Genomic DNA, 19185 nt, shown 5'->3' with positions numbered 1-19185 from the left:
GACGACACGCGGGATTAAATATGCGTATTGCGGTCGACCTGCAGGCTTGTCAGACGGATTCGCGAGACCGGGGAATCGGCCGCTATGCGATGAGCTTGGTCGAGTCCTTGTCCATGCAGCTGCGCGCCGGCGACGAGCTGATCATCTGCGCGGACATGGCGGATCCGCAACGGCTGCGCGATTTGCGCGAGGAACTGCGCGGTCGCGGCATCGCGGCCCAGGTCGCGGCGTACGGTTATCCTTCCAGCAGTTTCAGCGATCTATCCCCGAACTTGCGTGATGCCGCGGGACAGCTTCGCTCATTGTTCTTCCGGTCACTCAGCCCGGATGTCCTGCTGATAGCCAGCCTGTTCGAGACCGGCAGTTGCTATACCACGGCCCTGGATTGGGAGCTTCTGCGCGGCACGCGTACCGCGGTCGTCATGTATGACATCATCCCGCTGCTGTTTCCGGAGAAGTATCTTCCAAGCGGCGAATTCGTGACCGACTGGTATAGGGGACGGCTCGAGGAAGTAAAGAATTTCGATTTGCTGCTGTCCATTTCGGAGGCGACCAGAAGCGATCTGATCAGCCATTTGGACATTCCGTCGCAGCACATCAAAGTGGTTTCGGCAGGATTCGATGCTTCGCTGCTGCGCGCCGGCAAGAACCACGAGGCTCGCAGCGAACTCGCCGTCCACGGCATAGACCGGCCCTATGTGTTGATGGTCGGTAACGGCGATTGGCGCAAAAACACCATCGGCGCCCTCGACGCCTTCGCCGATCTGCCCGAAGGCCTGCGCCGGGGCCATCTCCTCGTGCTGACTCAGGTCGGCGACGATGTCCGCGAGGCGTTGGCCGGCAAGCACAGCCGCCTGGCGGCCAACGTGCGCGTGCTGGGCAAGGTCAGCGATGCTACGCTGGCCGCGCTCTATCGGCATTGCCAGGTGTTCTTCTTCCCCTCGATCTATGAAGGGTTCGGTCTTCCGGTCCTCGAAGCGATGGCTATGGGAGCGCCTGTCCTGTCTTCCAGCTTGGGCTCCTTGCCTGAAGTCGCGCACGACCCGCGCATGCTGTTCGACCCCCGCGATCGCCGCAAGAGCGCCGCATTGCTGAGAAGGGCCCTTGAAGACGACGGCTTTCGCGAATCGCTGCGTCGCGGAGCGAGGGAGCATGCGCTGGGATTCACTTGGGAAAGGACGGCCGGGCTGGCCCTCGAAGCGTTGCGCGGACTGCCGCCGCCGGAGACTGCGCCGGCTCGCAATTGGCCATCCGACGGCGATATCAAGGTCTTGGCGAGCGCTTGCCTCGATGCTGCCGGGCCCGCCGAGCGATCGCTGGAATGCGGCCTGCTTGCGATAGAACAAGGTCTGCAGCGGCGCATTCTGGTCGACATCACCGAGATCATCCGTCTCGACGCCCATACCGGCGTGCAACGGGTGACTCGGAATTTCTTCGCGGGTTTGGCGACTTTGGCCAGAACCGATGCGGATCTGGTTGTCGAGCCTTTCCAATGGACCGAGCAGGGCGTCCATTATGCTAGAGAATTCGCCCGCGATCGGCTCGGTGTTTCCTGCGAAGGCGAGGACGTCCTTGTAGCGCCGAGGCCCGGCGATATCGTATTCATGCTTGATTCTTCGTGGTGGTCCCCGGAGCGCTTCGACTATTTTCACTGGACCGCGTGGCAAGCGGGGGCGGAAGTGGTTTGGATGGTGCACGATCTGATACCGATACGACTTCCGGAAACGTGCGATCCCGTCATGCCGCCGGTGTTTCGTCGCTGGCTCACGCACGCGATCAGGACGGCGGACGGCTTCATCTGCAATTCCGAGTCGACCCGTCGCGATCTGGAAGCATTCATGGACGAAGTGCTTGCCGATGGCGGGCCCAGGCGCCCATGGGCCCGCAGCGTGCATCTGGGTTGCGATCTGGCCGCATCGCCGGTTGCAGGAGGGCAAAAGATCGGCGAGTTGCTGCGGATCATGGGCGGGCGTCCTGTATTCGCAGCGATCGGAACGATCGAACCAAGGAAGGATTACGCTACCGTACTCGAAGCATTCGAGCGTCTGTGGGCTGAGGGCGTGGACGCGGGTCTTGTGATCATAGGCAAGCGCGGTTGGAACGTCGACGAGCTGGCCGCGCGGCTCGAAGCCCATCCGGAAAACGGCCGGCGCCTGGTCTGGCTGCAAGGCGCGAGCGACAGCGATATCGGCGAATTGCTGCAGCACGCGGCGGGCCTGATCCAGGCGTCGATCGCCGAAGGATTCGGGCTGCCAGTGGTCGAGGCTGGGAGCCTTGGCGTGCCTTTGTTGCTGAGCGATATTCCTGTGTTTCGGGAGATCGCCGCAGACCATGCCCTCTATTTTCCGGCAGCTCAGCCGATCGAGCTTGCGGCCGCCATCAAATCCTCGCTCGCTATGGACAATCGGGCCGGCAGGCTGCCAGGATTCAAATGGCATAGTTGGTCCGAAGCCGCGCGCAGGTTGGGGGAAATGCTTCGCCGATAGTGCCTAGGGGGATTCGATGGGGAGGAGGCGAGCAGTGAATCTTTCAAGCCCAAGCGCCAACGCGTATATTTTCCGCGACACGGGCCGTGCAATCGAATTGCTGACCGTTTGGGTGTTGTCGATGTCTGCCGCCGGCTTGCTGAGCTTGCGCCTGGGCATCTTCAGCGCTCCTCAGATATGGCTTGCGGCGGTCGGGATGGCCGGCGGATACGGCTATCTGACCCGCCGCTCGGCGCTGGTTTCGGGTTGGTTTCCGCCGCTTTGGCAAATAGCCCTCGTCCTAGGCGTAGGCCTGTTCTTCCGGCTTACGCCATACGTCTATGTATTGGGAGGTCAGGATCAAGGCCTCTACATGAACATGGCCATGGAACTGGCCAGGACGGGTGCGCTTCAGCCCGTCGACCACGTTCTGGCCGGCATGACCGATCCGGCTCATCGAATGCTCTACCAGGCCGCCAATTACGCGCCGTCATACCTGCCGGGCAACTACACCACCGCCGACGGCCTGGTCTTTCAGTTCTATCACCTCTTTCCTGTTTGGCTTGCGCTCTTTGAACTGGGCGGCGGCCCTGGTTTTGCGGTGTATGGGCTGGTATTCCTGTCGTTGCTTTCCTTGCTGTATTTCCAATGCTTGGCGCAGATGTTGACCGGCAGCGCTCGCGTCGGCTTGGCGGCAGGACTGCTGCTGGCGGTCAACCCGCTGCACGCTTTCTTTTCCAAGTTTCCGCTGACGGAAGTGCCGACCATGGCATTCTCGGCCATGGCATTGACCTTCGTGGCATTGTACTGGCGGAGCCGGGACGAGGGCGGCGGAGCGCGCATGCTGGTTCTCTCGGCCGCCGCGTTCGGGCTGGTATTCGCGACCCGCATCTCCGGCTTCATGTACATGCCGTTCGTGTTGGCTGTTTTCGTGACGGTCCTTCTGTTCGAGGGCACTTCCGAGCGCAGGCGTGCCCTGCTGTTATGGGTAGGCGCAGTCGTATCGCTCTACGTGGTAAGCGTGCTGTACGGCCTCAAGTGGTCCGCCCCCTATGCCCGCGACATCTACGCGGGCGCATTCGGTCCTTTGCTCGGCGACCGTTGGAAAGGGATTTTGTTGTCGTTGATCGGGTTGGCAGCGGCAACCTGCGTTGCCTTATGGATAGTGGTTCGTCGCGACTGGAAGCTCGATTGGCTGAGGAGGCTTGCCGGCTTCGGCGGCAAAGCCCTTCCCTTCCTGGCCGTGCTGTTTGCCGCGATCGCGTTGTACAAGGCGTATCGTCTGGGGTTTACGGACGCCTACAGCCAGGACCCTTGGCTGGGCACCCGGTTGCGGCTCTCGCACCAGGGATGGCGCGCGGTTGCTGCGAACAGCTTCGTGGCCGGTACGGTGTATCTGTCGCCTTTCATCATGGCCGCCTTTTTCGTCGCTTCATTTCGCCGCAGTCTAGCGATGGAGCTCCGTCTGTTGCTTTTCTTCGCTATATGCTTCTTCGCCCATGTATGCGTCTTGCTTTGGTATTTGCCATACCAGCCTTACTACGCACGGTACCTGGTCAGCGAATTCGTCCCGTATCTCTTGCTGTTCACACTGTGCGCGTCGGCGTCGGCAACTGCCGCTCAGGTTTGGCTGAGAACACTGCTGGCGCTTGGGGGGATCTGGTGCCTCGCGTTGTCGTTCATGCAGTTGGGGAAGGAAGAAAACGGCGGCACGCTCGAATCCCTGGACAGGATGGCCGCGTTGGCGGATCGAGGAGACATCATCCTGCTCGATTCATCGCTCAACTTTTCCTTCTCAAGGGAGCTAAAAACACCTCTGGTGTATTCGTATGGATTGAATGCGATCCGGATAAACGCCGATGATTTATGCAATGCCGACTATATCGCGGCGTTGGACAAGAAATACGATGATGTCTATCTCGTCTCGGACGATCCGGAGAGGCGGGCGGGATTCGTTCCGGTCGAATCCATCAGACTGTTGACGATGGCGTTCAAGCATGGCTCTTCTCCGCCGACGTCGGTCGGGCCGAGATACGACTTGGAACTGCGGTTGCACCGCTTGGCTGATGCAGAAACGCGGCTCAAGTGCGCAATCAGCTGGCGAAGCAAAGATATATTGGGCTCTGGCTGGAGTTCGCCGGAGGGGTGGGGCGTATGGACGAACTCCACGCGGGCGCAAATCAAGTTGCCACAAACCGTGTTGGCGCCCGATCAGTCGGCCCGCGAACTGGTATTGAAAGGACGCGTCTACACGCGACCCGGCGCGCCGCTGCAACGGATAAGGGTGCTCAGGGACCGGCGCACGCTGATGGAAACCGAGGTTCGCCATCCCGCGTCGCGGGTGGAATTGGTCGTACCCCTGGCGCCCCTGGCACCGTTACCCGATTCGGAAGGCCTGACCCTGGAGCTCGAAACGCCGGATGCGGCTTCTCCGTTGAGTCTTGGCGAATCGTCAGACGGACGGCAACTCGCCTTCGGCCTGGAAGCGATGACGATTCGATAGCCAACGCCATGCGTCGCATGCGCGGCATCCTGGCACGCTGCCAGAGCCAAGTCACTTCGCGGGGATGTTGTGTTCGATCTTCTGGAGCCGCAGCGCGATTCGCTCGAGCAGTTTGCGGTTGGCCGAGATCATGTCCGCAAGCAGCGCGATCATGAACAACAGAGCGCTGAGCACGATGCACATCGCTCCGATGATGAGCGACTGAACGTGGCCGCCGCCGGACGCGGCCACGAAATAGAAATATAGGAAACGCAAAACGGCGACCCCGCCTACGGCGCCGAACAGCACCGCTGGCCAGAAAAAGAAGGCCACAGGACGGTAGATCACGAATATACGAAGTATGGTGATCAGCGAACGGCGCACGTAACTGGGGATGCTCTTGACCAGACGCGACGGGCGGAGTTCGGCGTTGGTGCGTATCGGTACGGACGCGATGCGCAAGTTGCTCTGTCCGGCTTGGATGATGGTTTCCAGGGTATAGGTGTAGGCATTGAACACGTTGAGCCGCATCGCGGCTTCGCGGGACATAGCGCGGAAACCACTCGGGGCATCGGCCACGTCGGTCTTGCTGGCTACGCGTACGGCCCAGCTGCCCAGGCGCTGCAGCTTCTTTTTAATCCAAGAGAAGTGCTCGGTCTGATCGATCGGCCGGGCGCCGATGACGATATCGGCTTCCTGGGCGAGCACTGGTCCGGTGAGCTTGGGTATGTCCTCGCCGCAGTATTGGTTATCAGCGTCGGTATTCACGATGACATCGGCGCCTAGGCGAAGGCAGGCGTCGAGCCCGGTCATGAAAGCCGCGGCCAAACCGCGATTGACCGGATGGCGGACGACATGATCGACGCCCAATTGCTTGGCCAGTTCGGCCGTGTTGTCGGTCGAGCCGTCATCGACGACCAGCCACTCGACCTCGTCGAATCCAGGTACCGATCGCGGCAAGGCATCCAGTGCGATTGCCAGGGTGCCGGTTTCGTTCAGGCAGGGCATCTGGATGATCAGCTTCATCGGATCGGGCTCTTTGGCGATGGGGCGGCGGACCCATTATGGCAGGCGGGTCATCTCCGCAGATAGGCCGGCGGGCAGGCGGGCCGCTTCACGGATCGGCAAGGGTGGAAGGGATTTCGCGCGAGCGCCGCAGCAGCAACACCCCACAAATGAAGGCGATCAAATCGGACGCTACCGACACGCCCCGGAACATGATCGTCGCTTCCAGCGACAGTTGGCGATCGAACATGCTGCTCAGGCCCGCAAGCAGAATGGCTTCGCGCACGCCTAGGCCGGCGGGCGCACCCGGGGTCAAGAATCCGGCGATCCACGCCACGCAAACCAAGGCGACGCCCTTGGCCAGCATGCCGGCGGTCAATGGTGCGGCCAAGGCAAACAGCGCCACCAGGCTGGAGCCGGCCAACGCAAGTCCAAGCACGCTGAGGGCTATGGCGCCGATAAGGAACCAGGGCGCGCGCCCATCGCGTGCCTCGCGAATGGCCGCGCGCAAGTGGCTGCGCGCCGAGGCGATTGCGTGATGACGACGAAGTAGATAGAGCGTCGCGGACAAGCCGATAACGATCGCCGCGCCGGCATAGAAGACAGTATTCTGACCCCATTTGCTGGCGCTCAGCCGTTCGACGAGCGTCGGCGCCAGAGGCAGGCTGAGTAAGCACGCAGTCGCCACGATCAGCAGCATCTCTGCGACCATGCTCAAGCCCACGCGGAAGGCAGGCAAGCCGTGGCGGCCCGCCAGATAAACACGCCCGATGTGGTGTCCTACGTTGCCCGGCAGGTATTTTGCGATTTGGGTGACCAGGTAGATTCCCAATGCGAGCGAGGGCGAAGCTTTCAAGCCAAGCAGCCTGAGCAGGCAATACCAGGCGCCCGCCAGCGCGGCATAGGCGAGCAAAAAAGGGATCATCGCGATCGGGATGGCCCGCAACAACGAGGAATCGGCCAGCGACGCGGGTTGGTGGGCGAACGCCCGGTACGCTTCGTTGGCGAAGAAGGCCAGACAGGCCAGGGATAGCAGCAGGCCGACGATTTTGATCGCTGGCCGATGGATCATTTCCGGCACTCGACGAACAGTCGTGCGGCGAAGAATTTACCGATGCCGGGCACGGCGCGGAGCGGGTGGACGGCGCGCATTACGTTGTAGTGGGGGATCTCGTCGACCTTGATCCGCGCGCGGCCGAACCCGCAGCGTTCCAGCAACCGCACGTTATGCCCGGCGTCGCGCACGGCGATGTGCTGCGGGAACTGGCGCAAGATGCCGCGCTGTTTGAGGAGTTCGAGGAAGAACGTCAGATTGGGAGTGTGCAGGTACAAGCGTCCGTTCGGGCGCAGCGAAGAACGTATCGCCGAGAATATGGCTACGAAGTCGTCGTCGTCGATATGCTCCGAGAAATCGAGTGCCGTCGCCACATCGAACGCCTCGGGCCGGGCGCCGCAGAAATCGATGATGTCCTGGCAGTAAAAGGTGGCGTTGTCGGCCCCCAAAGACTGCGCGCGCCGCTTTGCCGCTGCGATGAAATCCGGAGAGAAATCGACGCCGTGGTAGTGTTTCACGAGGCGATAGGTGACCGGGAGCAGCATGGCGTTGCCGCAGGCGAAATCGGCCAGTTCCTCTCCGTTGCCCAGCGCCATCCGCGGTACGAGGCGCGCGATCCTCGAGATCGGCTTGCGTTCGTAGTCGTCGACGTACTCGCCGGAATGCATGCGGATCTGTTCTTCGATATCGGTCATGGCGAATGGCGTTTCATGGTTGCAGTGGCGGTGCGCTCGTGCGGCGACTTCACGCCTGCTGTTTGCTGAGCAGGAAAATGTAAACCGGCATGATCGGCAGGCCGAGCGCGAGCAGCCAGTCCGGGGCGAAATTGTTGATCAGGCGTGCGACGGCACTGTCCGGCTTCTCCACCGCCAACGTTTCGCGCAAAGCAGCAAGCGTGATGTTGCGGGAATCGAGTTTCGCCCCGGCCAACAGATCCTGCGCATGACCCAAGCTGAGCGGGATGCAGTCGTAATGGGTGCCGCGCCCGCTCCAGCGAACATAGCGGTCGCTGAGGGATTGCGGAAACCAGCTCAGAAACGGCAAACGGTAGTGAGGCTCGACGAGCCTCCACTTGTTGGGTATGCCGAGATAGGCGACACCCGCTTCGCTGAGCACCCGTTCGATCTCGCGCAGGTGAATGGCCTGTTCCTCCGGCGTCCCCACATGCTCGATGACGTAGTTGCTAACGACGATGTCGAAATGGCCGTCGTCGAACGGCAGGGCGGCGCTCCCGACCAGGTGAAACCGATAGTTGTCGGTCTCGGTCCGGTTGTCTTCCACGTCAACGGCATGCACCTCGATGCGGCCTTCGCCGAGTGCGGCCAAAGCGCTGGCGATTACCCCGGAACCGCAGCCGATCTCCAGTATCCTGCGCGCTGACCGGATCCTGTTTTCGCCGAGCAGATTGACGATCTTCCTGGCTTTCTGCACGCGCGATTCCGTATCCAGGATCACGTGCGCCTTCCTGTCCGCCGGAGAGTATGCGCCGTCGTTCATCGCGTCTTCCCTTCCGCGAGCCGCGGCTTGAAGATGAAATTGTATCGATGCGGCTGCTTCGCCTGCACGGATGCGTCACAGGGAATCAGGGCTTTCCCGTCGTAATAGTGCGCATCGTAGCCGAGCGATTCCAGCAATTCGAAAGTCGCCTGGAATTCAGCTGCGGGCAAGCGTTGCGGATCGATCTCGATGAGGACGTTCGGCCTGTCGCGGTCGAGCAGGCCCTTGGCGCCCTTGAGCACGTCGCGTTCGAAGCCTTCCGCATCGATCTTGATGAAGCCGACATCGCGCACGCCGAGCTCATCCAGCGGGCGCACCGGCACGAAAGTTTCCATGTGCTCGCCCTGCACCGGTATGAACGAGGCGCGCGTACCCAGCGGCTTGCCGCCGGGGCAGGGGATGTAAAGCGTCAGCCGGCCTGCCGCGGCGCCCGCCCCTATGTTGTGCACTTCGACGTTGCCGCGCCCCTCGGCCCAAGCGGCGATTGTCTCGCAGCACGCCGTTTGCGGTTCGACGGCGTGGACATGCATCGCGATGCGTGCGAGCGCATATGTGTAAACGCCCATGTTCGCGCCCACGTCGATGGCGGCGCGTCCGCGCGGCACGATATCCGCTAGAACTTTGAATTCCGGCTCCAGCCCCCCCACGAGGCTTTGCACTCGGTAGCGCAGCGGTAGTTGCCAGTGGCGTGGAAGCAGCAGTGCCGCATTCTGCATGCTGCGCGCGACGTTGAAGATGGGATTCATGGCCTACTCCGGGCATTCTTGTCGCCGCCTACTTGGCCGGCCAAATCGTCCACGGCCTCGGCGAACCGATCCCAGCCGTGGCTGCTTCGATAGCTCGCCACGCCGTGCGCGAGTTCCTGCAGGCGTGGGCGATCCAGAGCGGACAAGATATCGGCCAGTTCGCGCGGATTCCCCGGCGAAAAGAAGAAGCCGGTCTCGCCCTCGACGACCGCATCCAGCAAGCCTCCGACGCGGCTGGCGATGACGGGCTTGTCGAAGTTGTAGGCCAGCGCCACGACCGCGCTTCCTGACGCTCTTTCGTAGGGCAACACCACCGCGTCGGCGCGATCGAACAAGGCTGCGGCGAGATCGGCCGGGACGAACTCTAGGTGCAGTTCGAGATTGTCCTTGGCCGCCTTGCGCATGCGTTCGACGGTCGCCGCGCAGTCCTCCCACGCTTCGCCGGCCACGGTCAGGTAGATCTCGCGGTCGTCTAGAAGTTCCAGTGCGTCCAGCAGCACGTCCAAGCCTTTGTACGGCCGTAAAAAGCCGAAGAAGAGCAGATCCAGCCTTCCGCGCTTGGCCAGCTTGCGAGACGGCTGCGGATGGTCGGCGTAGGCGGGAATCGCGGCTTGCATGATCGGCCGCCCGACGAAGCGCGCCGCCAGCAGATCGCGATGCTCGTTGGAATGCACGATAAAGCCGCTTGCGAGCGAGAGGATGCTTGTGGAAAGCCATTCCTTCCACGAAGACGTCTCGTGGTCGACGACGTTGTGGCAGAGCAGGATCACCGGAATTCCCTTGCCACGCAGCCGAATCGCGATAAGCGCGAACGCCGGCCACCAGAATACCGTCCACCACTGCATCACTGCCGCGGTGGGGCGCAACGCAGCTATCTCTTCGGCAGCCCGGAACCAAGTCAGCGGATTGAGCGAATCGATGATGTAGCGGACGTTGCCGTCAAGGATGCGTTCCGAGCCCGGATCGATGTCCGACTCGCCCGGATACAACCACGCGGGATACTGCCTTTTGAACGCGAAGGTAGTTGCATCGAGCCGGTTCCGCAGCGCTTGGTGCAAGCGCAGACCGTATTGAGCGATGCCGCCGCGATGCGGCGGCATCGGGCCGATCAGCGCAATGGCGTTGCTGCCGCCCTCGGGCTTCATAGAGCCTGCTGCAGCTCTGGCAACAGTTTGAAAAGATCCCCCACCAGCCCGATATCGGCAATCTCGAAGATCGGCGCGTCCGCATCCTTGTTGATCGCGACGATGGTACCGGCGTCCTTGATGCCGGTCAGGTGCTGGATGGCGCCGCTGATGCCGATGGCGATGTACAGATCGGGCGCGATGATCTTGCCGGTCTGGCCGACCTGCAGCTCGTTGGGCACGTAGCCGGCGTCGACGGCCGCGCGCGAGGCGCCGACGGCGGCGCCGAGCTTGTCGGCGAAGTCGTAGATGATCTTGAAGTTGTCCGCCGAGCCGACGCCGCGGCCGCCGGACACCACGCGCTTGGCGCTCTGCAGATCGGGGCGGTCGGACTTGCCTGCGGCGAGACCGACATAGCGGGTATGCGTAGGCAATGCGGCGTCGACCGATGCCGCTTCGACCGCGGCGCTGCCGCCCTTGGCCGCTTCCGGCCAGGAGGCGGTGCGCACGGTGGCGACCACGGCGTGGTCGGCCGGCGCTTCGACCGTGACGATGGCGTTGCCGGCGTAGATCGGCCGCTTGAAGGTGTGACTGCCTTCCACCGCCATCACGTCGGATACCTGCGCCACGCCGAGCAGGGCGGCGACACAGGGCATCAAGTCTTTGCCGAACGTGGTGCTGGGGCCGAAGACGTGGCTGTAACCGGCGGCGAGCTTGGCGATTTGCGGTGCCTGGATCTGCGCGATCGCATCGGCGTTCGCGGCGTTGGCGACGGCTAGCACCTTGGCGACGCCGGCGATCTGCGCGGCTTCGGCCGCGACGCCGGATGGATCGGCAGCCAGCACGACGATGTCGATGGCTTCGGGCTTCAGCGCCTGGGCCGCCGACACGCACTTGGCGGTGGAGGCGTTGAGCTTGCCGCCCAGGTGTTCGGCGACGATCAGTACCTTGCTCATTACAGCAACCCCTTCTGCTTGAGTGCGGCGACCAGTTCGGCCGCGTCCTTCACCATCACGCCCTTGCTGCGCTTGGGCGGGGGCGCGTAATGGGTGGTCTTGAGGGTGTCGCCGGTATCCACGCCGAGATCGGCGAAGGCGATCGTTTCCAGCGGCTTGCTCTTGGCCTTCATGATGTCGGGCAGCTTGATGAAGCGGGGCTCATTAAGACGTAAATCGGTGGTGACGACGGCCGGCAGGTCGACTTCCAGCGTTTCCAGTCCGGCGTCGACCTCGCGGGTCACCGTGGCCTTGCCGTCCGCCACCTCAAGCTTGGAAGCGAAAGTGGCCTGCGGACGGCCCCACAGCGTGGCCAGCATCTGCCCGGTCTGGTTGGCGTCGTCGTCGATCGCCTGCTTGCCCAGGATGACGATGTCCGGCTGTTCCTTCTCGATCAGCTTGAGCAGGGTGCGGGCCGCGGTCAGCGGCTGGATGGGCTGGTCGGATACCACGTGGATGGCGCGGTTGGCGCCCATCGCCAAGCCGTTGCGCAGATGGGCCTGGGCGTCGGCCGGGGCGATCGTGGCGACCACGACTTCGGTGGCGATGCCCTTGTCGCGCAGACGCAGGGCTTCTTCCAGGGCAATGTCGTCGAAAGGGTTGGCCGACAGCTTGACGCCGTCGGTGACCACGCCGGAACCGTCCGGCTTGACCTGGATGCGGACATTGAAGTCCACCACGCGCTTGTAGCCGACGAGAATCTTCATCGTGCCGGGAGTCCTTGTGGGGGTCGGCGGGCCTCGCGGCCGGCCTGGAATGCGGGAACCCAGGATTTTAACGGGTCCGGCCCCGGCCGTGCGACCCGGCCGGACGCGCAGGGCCCGGCATAAGCTCATGGCGAGAAGGAACCAGTTCAGGGTCCGCGCCGCGCCCTGCACGCTGAACGGCGGGGCTAATATGCCGGACTTGTCCCGCTTCCCAGGCCGTCGTGACCCCTTCCACGCTTTCCCACCTCGACCGGCTGGAAGCCGAAAGCCTCCACATCCTGCGTGAGGTCGTGGCCGAATTGCGCAATCCGGTGATGCTGTATTCGGTCGGCAAGGACAGCTCGGTACTGTTCCACCTGCTGCTGAAGGCCTTCCATCCGGCCCGGCCGCCGATCCCGCTGCTGCACGTGGACACCGGCTGGAAATTCCGCGAAATGATCGCTTTCCGCGACCTGCGCGCGGCGCAGACCGGCCTGGAACTGCGCACGTACACCAATCTCGACGGCGTGGCCCAGGGCGTGGGACCGATCACCCACGGCGCCGCCGTCCACACAGATCTGATGAAGACGCAGGCGTTGAAGCAGGCGCTGGACAAATGGCGTTTCGACGCGGCCATCGCCGGCGCGCGCCGCGACGAGGAAAAGTCGCGCGCCAAGGAACGCATCTTCTCCTTCCGCAACGACAGGCACCGCTGGGATCCGAAGAACCAGCGCCCGGAATTGTGGAACCTGTACAACACCCGCGTGCGCAAAGGCGAATCGGTGCGCGTATTTCCGCTCTCCAATTGGACCGAACTCGATGTCTGGCTGTACATCTACCGCGAGAAGATACCGGTGCCTTCGTTGTACTTCGCGGCCGAGCGGCCGGTGGTGGAGCGCGACGGCGCGCTGATCCTGGTCGACGACGAGCGCCTGCCCTTGGCCAAAGGCGAGCGCCCGGCGCTCAGGAAGGTGCGCTTCCGCACGCTCGGCTGCTATCCGCTGACCGGCGCGATCGAATCCGAAGCCGATACGCTGGAGAAGGTCATCGCCGAGATGCTGGTCGCCACCACATCGGAACGGCAGGGCCGGGTGATCGACCACGACCCGACGGCCTCGATGGAGAAGAAAAAGCAGGAGGGCTACTTCTGATGGCGCGCAACGAAGAAGCCTCCGCGGCGGTCGCGGCCTACCTGCGGCAGCACGAAAGCAAGCGTCTGCTGCGCTTCATCACCTGCGGCAGCGTCGACGACGGCAAGAGCACGCTGATCGGCCGGCTGCTGCACGACAGCAAGCTGCTGTTGGACGACCAGCTGGCCGCGCTGCAATCGGACAGCCTGCGTTTCGGCACCCAGAACGGCGAAATCGACTTCGCACTGCTGGTCGACGGCCTGTCCGCCGAACGCGAGCAGGGCATCACCATCGACGTCGCCTACCGTTTCTTCGGCACCGACAAGCGCAAATTCATCGTCGCCGACTGCCCGGGCCACGAGCAGTACACGCGCAACATGGCTACCGGCGCTTCCACCGCGGAACTGGCGGTGGTGCTGGTCGACGCACGCAAAGGCCTGCTGACCCAGACCCGTCGGCACAGCTATATCGCCTCGTTGTTGGGCATCCGCCACGTCGTGCTGGCGGTGAACAAGATGGACCTGGTCGGTTACGACCAGGCCGTATTCGACGGCATCGTCGACGGTTACCGCGAGCTCGCCGCGCAGCTCGGCATCCATAATGTGGTTCCGATTCCGGTATCGGCGCTGAAAGGCGACAACGTGCTGGCGCTTTCGCCGGCGATGCCCTGGTACCGCGGGCCGGCGCTGCTCGGGCATCTCGAAGAAGTCGACGCGGCCGACGACGCGCGCGACATCGGGTTCCGCATGCCGGTGCAATGGGTCTCGCGGCCCGACCAGAATTTCCGCGGCTTCGCCGGCACCGTGGCCGCGGGCGAAATCGCTCCGGGCGCGGGCGTGGTGGCGCTGCCGTCGGGACGCCGCTCGCGCGTCGCGCGCATCGTTACCGCCGACGGCGACCTGGCTCGCGCCGGCGCGGGTCGGGCGGTGACGCTCACCCTCGCCGACGAAATCGACATCAGCCGCGGCGACGTGATCGCGGCCGCATCCGATCCGCCGCAGGTCGCCGACCAGTTCGCCGCACACGTGCTGTGGATGGGCGAACAGCCGCTGCTGCCGGGCCGCTCGTACTGGCTGAAAATCGGCGCGCGCACCGTCGCCGCGCAGATCACGGAGATCAAGCACAAGGTCGACGTCAACACCCAGAAGCAGCTGGCGGCCAAGCATCTTGAGTTGAACGAAGTCGGCTATTGCAATTTGTACCTCGACGAACCCATCGCCTTCGAGGCCTATGCCGACAATCGCGAGCTCGGCGGCTTCGTCCTGATCGACCGGCAGGACAACGCTACCGTCGCGGCCGGAACGATCGACTTCGCGTTGCGCCGCGCCGCCAACATCCATTGGCAGCACGTCGATGTCGACCAGGCCGCGCGCGCGCGGATCAAGGGACAGCAGGCGCGCTGCCTGTGGTTCACCGGCCTGTCCGGCTCGGGCAAGTCGACCATCGCCAACCTGGTGGAGAAGCGCTTGCTTGCCGCGGGCCACCACACGTATCTGCTCGACGGCGACAACGTGCGCCATGGCCTCAACAAGGATCTGGGCTTCACCGACGAGGACCGTGTCGAAAACATACGTCGCGTGGCGGAAGTGGCCAAGCTGATGGTCGACGCCGGGCTGATCGTGCTGGTGAGCTTCATCTCCCCGTTCCGCGCCGAGCGCCGCATGGCGCGCGACCTGTTCGCGGATGGCGAATTTCTCGAAGTGTTCGTGGACACGCCGCTCGAAGTCGCGGAAAAGCGCGATGAGAAAGGCCTTTATGCCAAAGCGCGCGCCGGCCTCATCAAAAACTTCACCGGCATAGATTCGCCGTACGAGACGCCCGAGGCGGCGGAATTCGTGCTCGATACCGGGGAGAACACGGCCGAAGCGCTGGCCGAGCGCCTGGCGGCCGCTGTGCTGCGCGCGGACTGATTGCGGTTCCATCCGCAGGCATGAAACCAGCATTAACAGCGATTTCCGGCGCCCAATGCCGGAAACTCCAGCGGCATATAAACTAGCGGGCCCGGGCCCATGCCCCGCGAGAGTGCTTCTATGCTCCATCCGGTAATCCTCAGTGGCGGCAGCGGTTCGCGGCTCTGGCCGCTCTCGCGGCAGAACCTGCCCAAGCAGTTCCTGGCGCTGGTCGGCGATCTGTCGCTGTTCCAAGAGACCATACGCCGCGCCGAAGCCTTGCCGGACGTGCAATTGCCGGTCACGGTATGCAGCGAGGATCACCGCTTCATGGTCGGCGAACAGTTGCAGGCGATCGGCGTCGGCAACGGCGGCATCCTGCTCGAGCCGATCGCGCGCAATACCGCGCCGGCGATCGCGCTTGCGGCCCAGCACCTGATCGCCAAGGATCCGGACGCCACGATGTTGGTGCTCCCCGCCGACCACCTGATCGAAGACGAGGCCGCTTTCCGCGAAGCCATCGTGCGCGCCGCGTCGTTGGCCGAACAAGGCTGGCTGGTGACTTTCGGCATCCAGCCCGATTACGCCGAAACCGGTTACGGCTACATCCTCCGCGGCGAGGCGCTGGAGGGCGGCTACCGGATCGAACGTTTCGTCGAGAAACCCGATCAGGCCACGGCCGAGCGCTATCTCGCCGAAGGAAGCTACGCCTGGAATTCGGGCATGTTCCTGTTCAAGGCGCAGCGCTATCTGGACGAACTGTCGCGGCACGCGCCGGCCATGCTCGACGCCGTCCGCAACGCCTACGCGGACGCCGAGGCGGACCTGGACTTCATCCGCGTCGGCAAGCAGGCCTTCGCCGAGAGCCCCAACGATTCCATCGACTACGCGGTGATGGAAAAGACCGAACGCGCCGCCGTCGTGCCGGTGAGTTGCGGCTGGAGCGACATCGGTTCGTGGTCGTCGCTGTGGTCGGTCGCCGAGCGCGACGCCGACGGCAATCTCTACGACGGCGACGTCATTTCCATCGACACGCGCGACAGCCTGGTACATGCGTCGGCCCGGCGCATGATCGCGACGATCGGCGTCGAGGAGCTGATCATCGTCGATACCCCGGATGCGACCCTGGTGGCGCGCAAGGACCGCGTGCAGGACGTCAAAGCGATCGTCGACAAGCTCAAAGCCGCCGGCCGCCAGGAACATCTGTTCCACCGCAAGGTGTACCGCCCGTGGGGCAGCTACGATTCCATCGACATGGGCGAGCGCTTCCAGGTCAAGCGCATCGTGGTCAAGCCCGGCGCCGCGCTCAGCCTGCAGAAGCACGCGCATCGGGCCGAACACTGGATCGTCGTGTCGGGCACGGCCGAGGTGACCTGCGACGACAGGGTGTTCGACCTGCGCGAAAACCAGAGTACCTACATTCCGCTCGGCAGCGTGCACCGCCTGCGCAATCGCGGCACCGAGCCGGTCGAGCTGATCGAAGTGCAGTCGGGCGGCTATCTGGGCGAGGACGATATCGTCCGCCTGGAAGACGTGTACGGCCGCAGCTGAGCATCGGGTTTTGTAGAGCGGGGCTTGCGCCGCTGCTTTTGCTTTCGCAGGTGCGAATTCATTCGCACGTTTTTCACCGAATGAAGCAAAAGCGCGCGAATAAATTCGCACCTGCGCGGAGCAGCGGCGCAAGCCCCGCTCTACAGAGCGGCGCGTCGTTTTTTTCGCGAGGAACCGATGAGTCGCTCGGCCAGCAGCTTCACGAAAGCGTCGGCGCTGCCCGGGGCGTGATCGAAGAACAAGGACGGCTCGCACAACTCCAGTTCCAGCAGGCGCGGCGCGCCGTCCGCATCGCGGATCAGGTCGACGCGCGCATACGGCAGCGGCGCATCCAGGGTCAGTAGCTGGGACATGGCGGCCAGCACGTCGCGCGCCAGCGCTTTTTCGTCGTCGCCCGGCGTGCGCGGCACGATCGCCTCGGCCGCGAACAACGCTTCGGTCGCGCCTTGGTCCGGCCGCAACAACGGGCCCTTGCGGATGGCATGGCTGAATTCGCCGTCGAAATGCATCAGCGCCGTCTCGCCGTCGCGATCCACGGATGCCAGATACGGCTGCAACAGCACGCTGCGCCCGGCGTCCAGCAGCCTGCCGACATGGTTGGCGGCAGCGAATTCCTGGGCGCGCGAATAGCGCTGGGTATCGCGCGAACCGGCGCTGACCGCAGGCTTGACCACGAACTCGCCGGCATCCGGATGGCCGGCGAGGAAGGCCTGCAGGCTCGGCATCGGCTCCATGTCGGGTTCGACGAAAACGCTGGGCACCACCGGAACGCCGCGGGCCGCGAGTTGGGCGAGGTAATGCTTGTCGGTATTCCAGCGCAGCACAGGCAACGGGTTGAGCAGGCGCGAGACGCGGTCCACCCGTTCGCACCACGCCAGGAATTCGGACAGCCGCTCGGTGTAGTCCCACGGCGAACGCAGCAGCACGGCATCGAAACGATGCCAGCTCACGGTGGGGTCGTCCCATGCCAGCGCTTGCGCCGAAAGTCCGGCCCTGGCGCAGGCGGCCAGCAGGGAAGGCATGTCGTCGTCAAGGCCGGTGGCGGCGATGGCGGTGGCTAAGGCGATGCGGGTCATCCGCGGATTCTAGCGTGCCGTCGTGCGGCCATTGCCCGAAAGTCCGGTGCCTTGCGACGCTCCGGCGGGCTAAAATGCCGCCATCACGCAACGGAGCCGTTCCATGGGCGATGCCGCACGCAAGAACAAGGTCAGGGCCGGCGCCGAAGAAGCGCTGCGAGGCGTGGTCGCCGACGGACAGACGCTCGCGGTCGGCGGCTTCGGCCTGTGCGGCATTCCCGAAGCGCTGATCGCCGCACTGCGCGATAGCGGAGTCAAGGGTTTGACGGTGATCTCGAACAACGCCGGCGTCGACGGTTTCGGCCTGGGCCTGTTGTTGGAGACGCGGCAGATCAAGAAGATGATTTCGTCCTACGTCGGCGAGAACAAGGAGTTCGAGCGCCAATTCCTGTCGGGCGAACTCGAACTCGAATTCAATCCCCAGGGCACCCTCGCCGAGCGCCTGCGCGCCGGCGGCGCAGGCATTCCCGCCTTTTTCACCCGCACCGGCTACGGGACGGTGGTGGCCGAAGGCAAGGAAACCCGCGAATTCGACGGCCACCATTACGTGATGGAAACAGCGCTGAAGGCCGATGTCTCGCTGGTCAAGGCCTGGAAAGCGGATAAATCCGGGAACCTGGTGTTCCGCAAGACCGCGCGCAATTTCAATCCCGCTGTGGCGATGGCCGGCAAGATCTGCCTCGCCGAGGTCGAGGAAGTGGTCGAAATCGGCGCGATCGATCCCGATCACGTGCATCTGCCCGGCATCTACGTGGACGGCATCGTCCATAACCCGAATCCGGAAAAGCGGATCGAACAGCGCACCGTGCGCGCCGCCTGACCACCAAGGAACCGACATGCCCTGGACCCGCGACCAAATGGCGCAACGCGCCGCGCAGGAGCTCACCGACGGCGCCTACGTCAATCTCGGCATCGGCCTGCCGACGCTGGTGGCCAACTTCATTCCCGACGGCGTGGACGTGTGGCTGCAGTCCGAAAACGGCCTGCTCGGCATCGGCCCGTTCCCGACCGAAGCCGAAGTCGACGCCGACCTGATCAACGCCGGCAAGCAGACCGTCACCGCGCGCAAGGGCGCGAGCTATTTCGGCAGCCACGACAGCTTCGCGATGATCCGTGGCGGCCATATCGACCTGGCCATCCTCGGCGCTATGCAAGTAACCGACAAGGGAGACTTGGCCAACTGGATGGTGCCGGGCAAGATGGTCAAGGGCATGGGCGGCGCGATGGACCTCGTCGCCGGCGTGAAGCGCGTCGTGGTGCTGATGGAGCACACCGCCAAGAACGGCGAACACAAGATCCTGCCCGAATGCACGCTGCCGCTGACCGGCGTGGGTGTCGTCAACCGCATCATCACCGAGCTGGCGGTGATGGATGTGACCGAGGACGGACTGGTGTTGGTCGAGACGGCGCCCGGCGTCAGTGCCGTAGAGCTGCGCGAAAAGACCGGAACGCCCTTCCGCGGTTGAACGTGAACGGGCCGCAATA

General features: G+C 63.7%; 16 protein-coding genes. 7 read left to right on the top strand and 9 right to left on the bottom strand.

From position 1 onward, the window contains the following. The first annotated feature begins 20 nt into the window (after window positions 1–20). Both M2650_RS08305 and M2650_RS08300 read left to right on the top strand, forming a co-directional pair. Window positions 21–2486 carry a glycosyltransferase family 4 protein gene (locus M2650_RS08305; RefSeq protein ID WP_249473222.1) on the top strand — a complete coding sequence of 822 codons (2466 nt, stop codon included), beginning with the start codon at window positions 21–23 and terminating at the stop codon, window positions 2484–2486. A gap of 34 nt (window positions 2487–2520) precedes the next feature. Continuing rightward, window positions 2521–4968: a hypothetical protein gene (locus M2650_RS08300; RefSeq protein WP_249473221.1), complete on the top strand. Its 2448-nt coding sequence runs from the start codon at window positions 2521–2523 to the stop codon at window positions 4966–4968. Window positions 4969–5019: 51 nt separating this feature from the next. Here the strand turns inward: M2650_RS08300 and M2650_RS08295 are convergent, their stop codons facing one another. The 8 genes from M2650_RS08295 to M2650_RS08260 form a co-directional block, all read right to left on the bottom strand. Beyond that, window positions 5020–5973: a glycosyltransferase family 2 protein gene (locus M2650_RS08295; RefSeq protein ID WP_249473220.1), complete on the bottom strand. Its 954-nt coding sequence runs from the start codon at window positions 5971–5973 to the stop codon at window positions 5020–5022. An 88-nt stretch (window positions 5974–6061) separates the two neighbouring features. Continuing rightward, on the bottom strand, window positions 6062–7024 hold the full coding sequence (locus M2650_RS08290; protein WP_249473219.1) for a lysylphosphatidylglycerol synthase domain-containing protein: 963 nt from the start codon (window positions 7022–7024) through the stop codon (window positions 6062–6064). Further along, the gene (locus tag M2650_RS08285) at window positions 7021–7701 is read right to left on the bottom strand and encodes a class I SAM-dependent methyltransferase (protein WP_249473218.1); all 681 of its coding nucleotides are present in this window, start codon (window positions 7699–7701) and stop codon (window positions 7021–7023) included. Before M2650_RS08285 ends, M2650_RS08290 begins: the two co-directional genes overlap by 4 nt. Window positions 7702–7750: 49 nt before the next feature. Continuing rightward, complete coding sequence (locus M2650_RS08280; protein ID WP_249473217.1) at window positions 7751–8503, bottom strand: class I SAM-dependent methyltransferase; 753 nt, start codon at window positions 8501–8503, stop codon at window positions 7751–7753. Next, on the bottom strand, window positions 8500–9249 hold the full coding sequence (locus M2650_RS08275; RefSeq protein ID WP_249473216.1) for an FkbM family methyltransferase: 750 nt from the start codon (window positions 9247–9249) through the stop codon (window positions 8500–8502). The genes M2650_RS08280 and M2650_RS08275 overlap by 4 nt, the downstream gene beginning before the upstream one ends. Continuing rightward, entirely contained in the window at window positions 9246–10394 is a 1149-nt protein-coding gene (locus M2650_RS08270; RefSeq protein WP_249473215.1) for a glycosyltransferase, read from the bottom strand. The genes M2650_RS08275 and M2650_RS08270 overlap by 4 nt, the downstream gene beginning before the upstream one ends. Beyond that, window positions 10391–11329 carry an electron transfer flavoprotein subunit alpha/FixB family protein gene (locus M2650_RS08265; protein ID WP_249473214.1) on the bottom strand — a complete coding sequence of 313 codons (939 nt, stop codon included), beginning with the start codon at window positions 11327–11329 and terminating at the stop codon, window positions 10391–10393. Before M2650_RS08265 ends, M2650_RS08270 begins: the two co-directional genes overlap by 4 nt. Continuing rightward, window positions 11329–12075: an electron transfer flavoprotein subunit beta/FixA family protein gene (locus M2650_RS08260; RefSeq protein ID WP_249473213.1), complete on the bottom strand. Its 747-nt coding sequence runs from the start codon at window positions 12073–12075 to the stop codon at window positions 11329–11331. The genes M2650_RS08265 and M2650_RS08260 overlap by 1 nt, the downstream gene beginning before the upstream one ends. A 221-nt stretch (window positions 12076–12296) precedes the next feature. Here M2650_RS08260 and cysD point away from each other — a divergent pair, with 221 nt between their 5' ends. The 3 genes from cysD to M2650_RS08245 all read left to right on the top strand — a co-directional run bounded on the left by cysD (window position 12297) and on the right by M2650_RS08245 (window position 16624). Next, window positions 12297–13205, top strand: a complete 909-nt coding sequence (gene cysD / locus M2650_RS08255) for a sulfate adenylyltransferase subunit CysD (protein ID WP_249473212.1) — start codon at window positions 12297–12299, stop codon at window positions 13203–13205. Then, window positions 13205–15094, top strand: a complete 1890-nt coding sequence (gene cysN / locus M2650_RS08250; protein ID WP_249473211.1) for a sulfate adenylyltransferase subunit CysN — start codon at window positions 13205–13207, stop codon at window positions 15092–15094. Before cysD ends, cysN begins: the two co-directional genes overlap by 1 nt. Window positions 15095–15214: 120 nt before the next feature. Then, window positions 15215–16624, top strand: a complete 1410-nt coding sequence (locus M2650_RS08245) for a mannose-1-phosphate guanylyltransferase/mannose-6-phosphate isomerase (protein WP_283254633.1) — start codon at window positions 15215–15217, stop codon at window positions 16622–16624. A 140-nt stretch (window positions 16625–16764) separates the two neighbouring features. Here the strand turns inward: M2650_RS08245 and M2650_RS08240 are convergent, their stop codons facing one another. After that, on the bottom strand, window positions 16765–17700 hold the full coding sequence (locus tag M2650_RS08240; RefSeq protein WP_249473209.1) for an ATP-grasp domain-containing protein: 936 nt from the start codon (window positions 17698–17700) through the stop codon (window positions 16765–16767). Between the two features lie 103 nt (window positions 17701–17803). Here M2650_RS08240 and M2650_RS08235 point away from each other — a divergent pair, with 103 nt between their 5' ends. After that, a complete protein-coding gene (locus tag M2650_RS08235; protein WP_249473208.1) occupies window positions 17804–18520 on the top strand; it encodes a CoA transferase subunit A in 717 nt (238 codons plus the stop codon). Between the two features lie 16 nt (window positions 18521–18536). Then, window positions 18537–19166 carry a CoA transferase subunit B gene (locus tag M2650_RS08230; RefSeq protein ID WP_249473207.1) on the top strand — a complete coding sequence of 210 codons (630 nt, stop codon included), beginning with the start codon at window positions 18537–18539 and terminating at the stop codon, window positions 19164–19166. Window positions 19167–19185: the final 19 nt, after the last annotated feature.

Origin of the sequence: Luteimonas galliterrae (assembly GCF_023374055.1) — a bacterium.
In the GTDB taxonomy this organism is placed as follows: domain Bacteria; phylum Pseudomonadota; class Gammaproteobacteria; order Xanthomonadales; family Xanthomonadaceae; genus Luteimonas_C; species Luteimonas_C galliterrae.
This window is presented reverse-complemented; position numbering and strand designations above follow the sequence as displayed.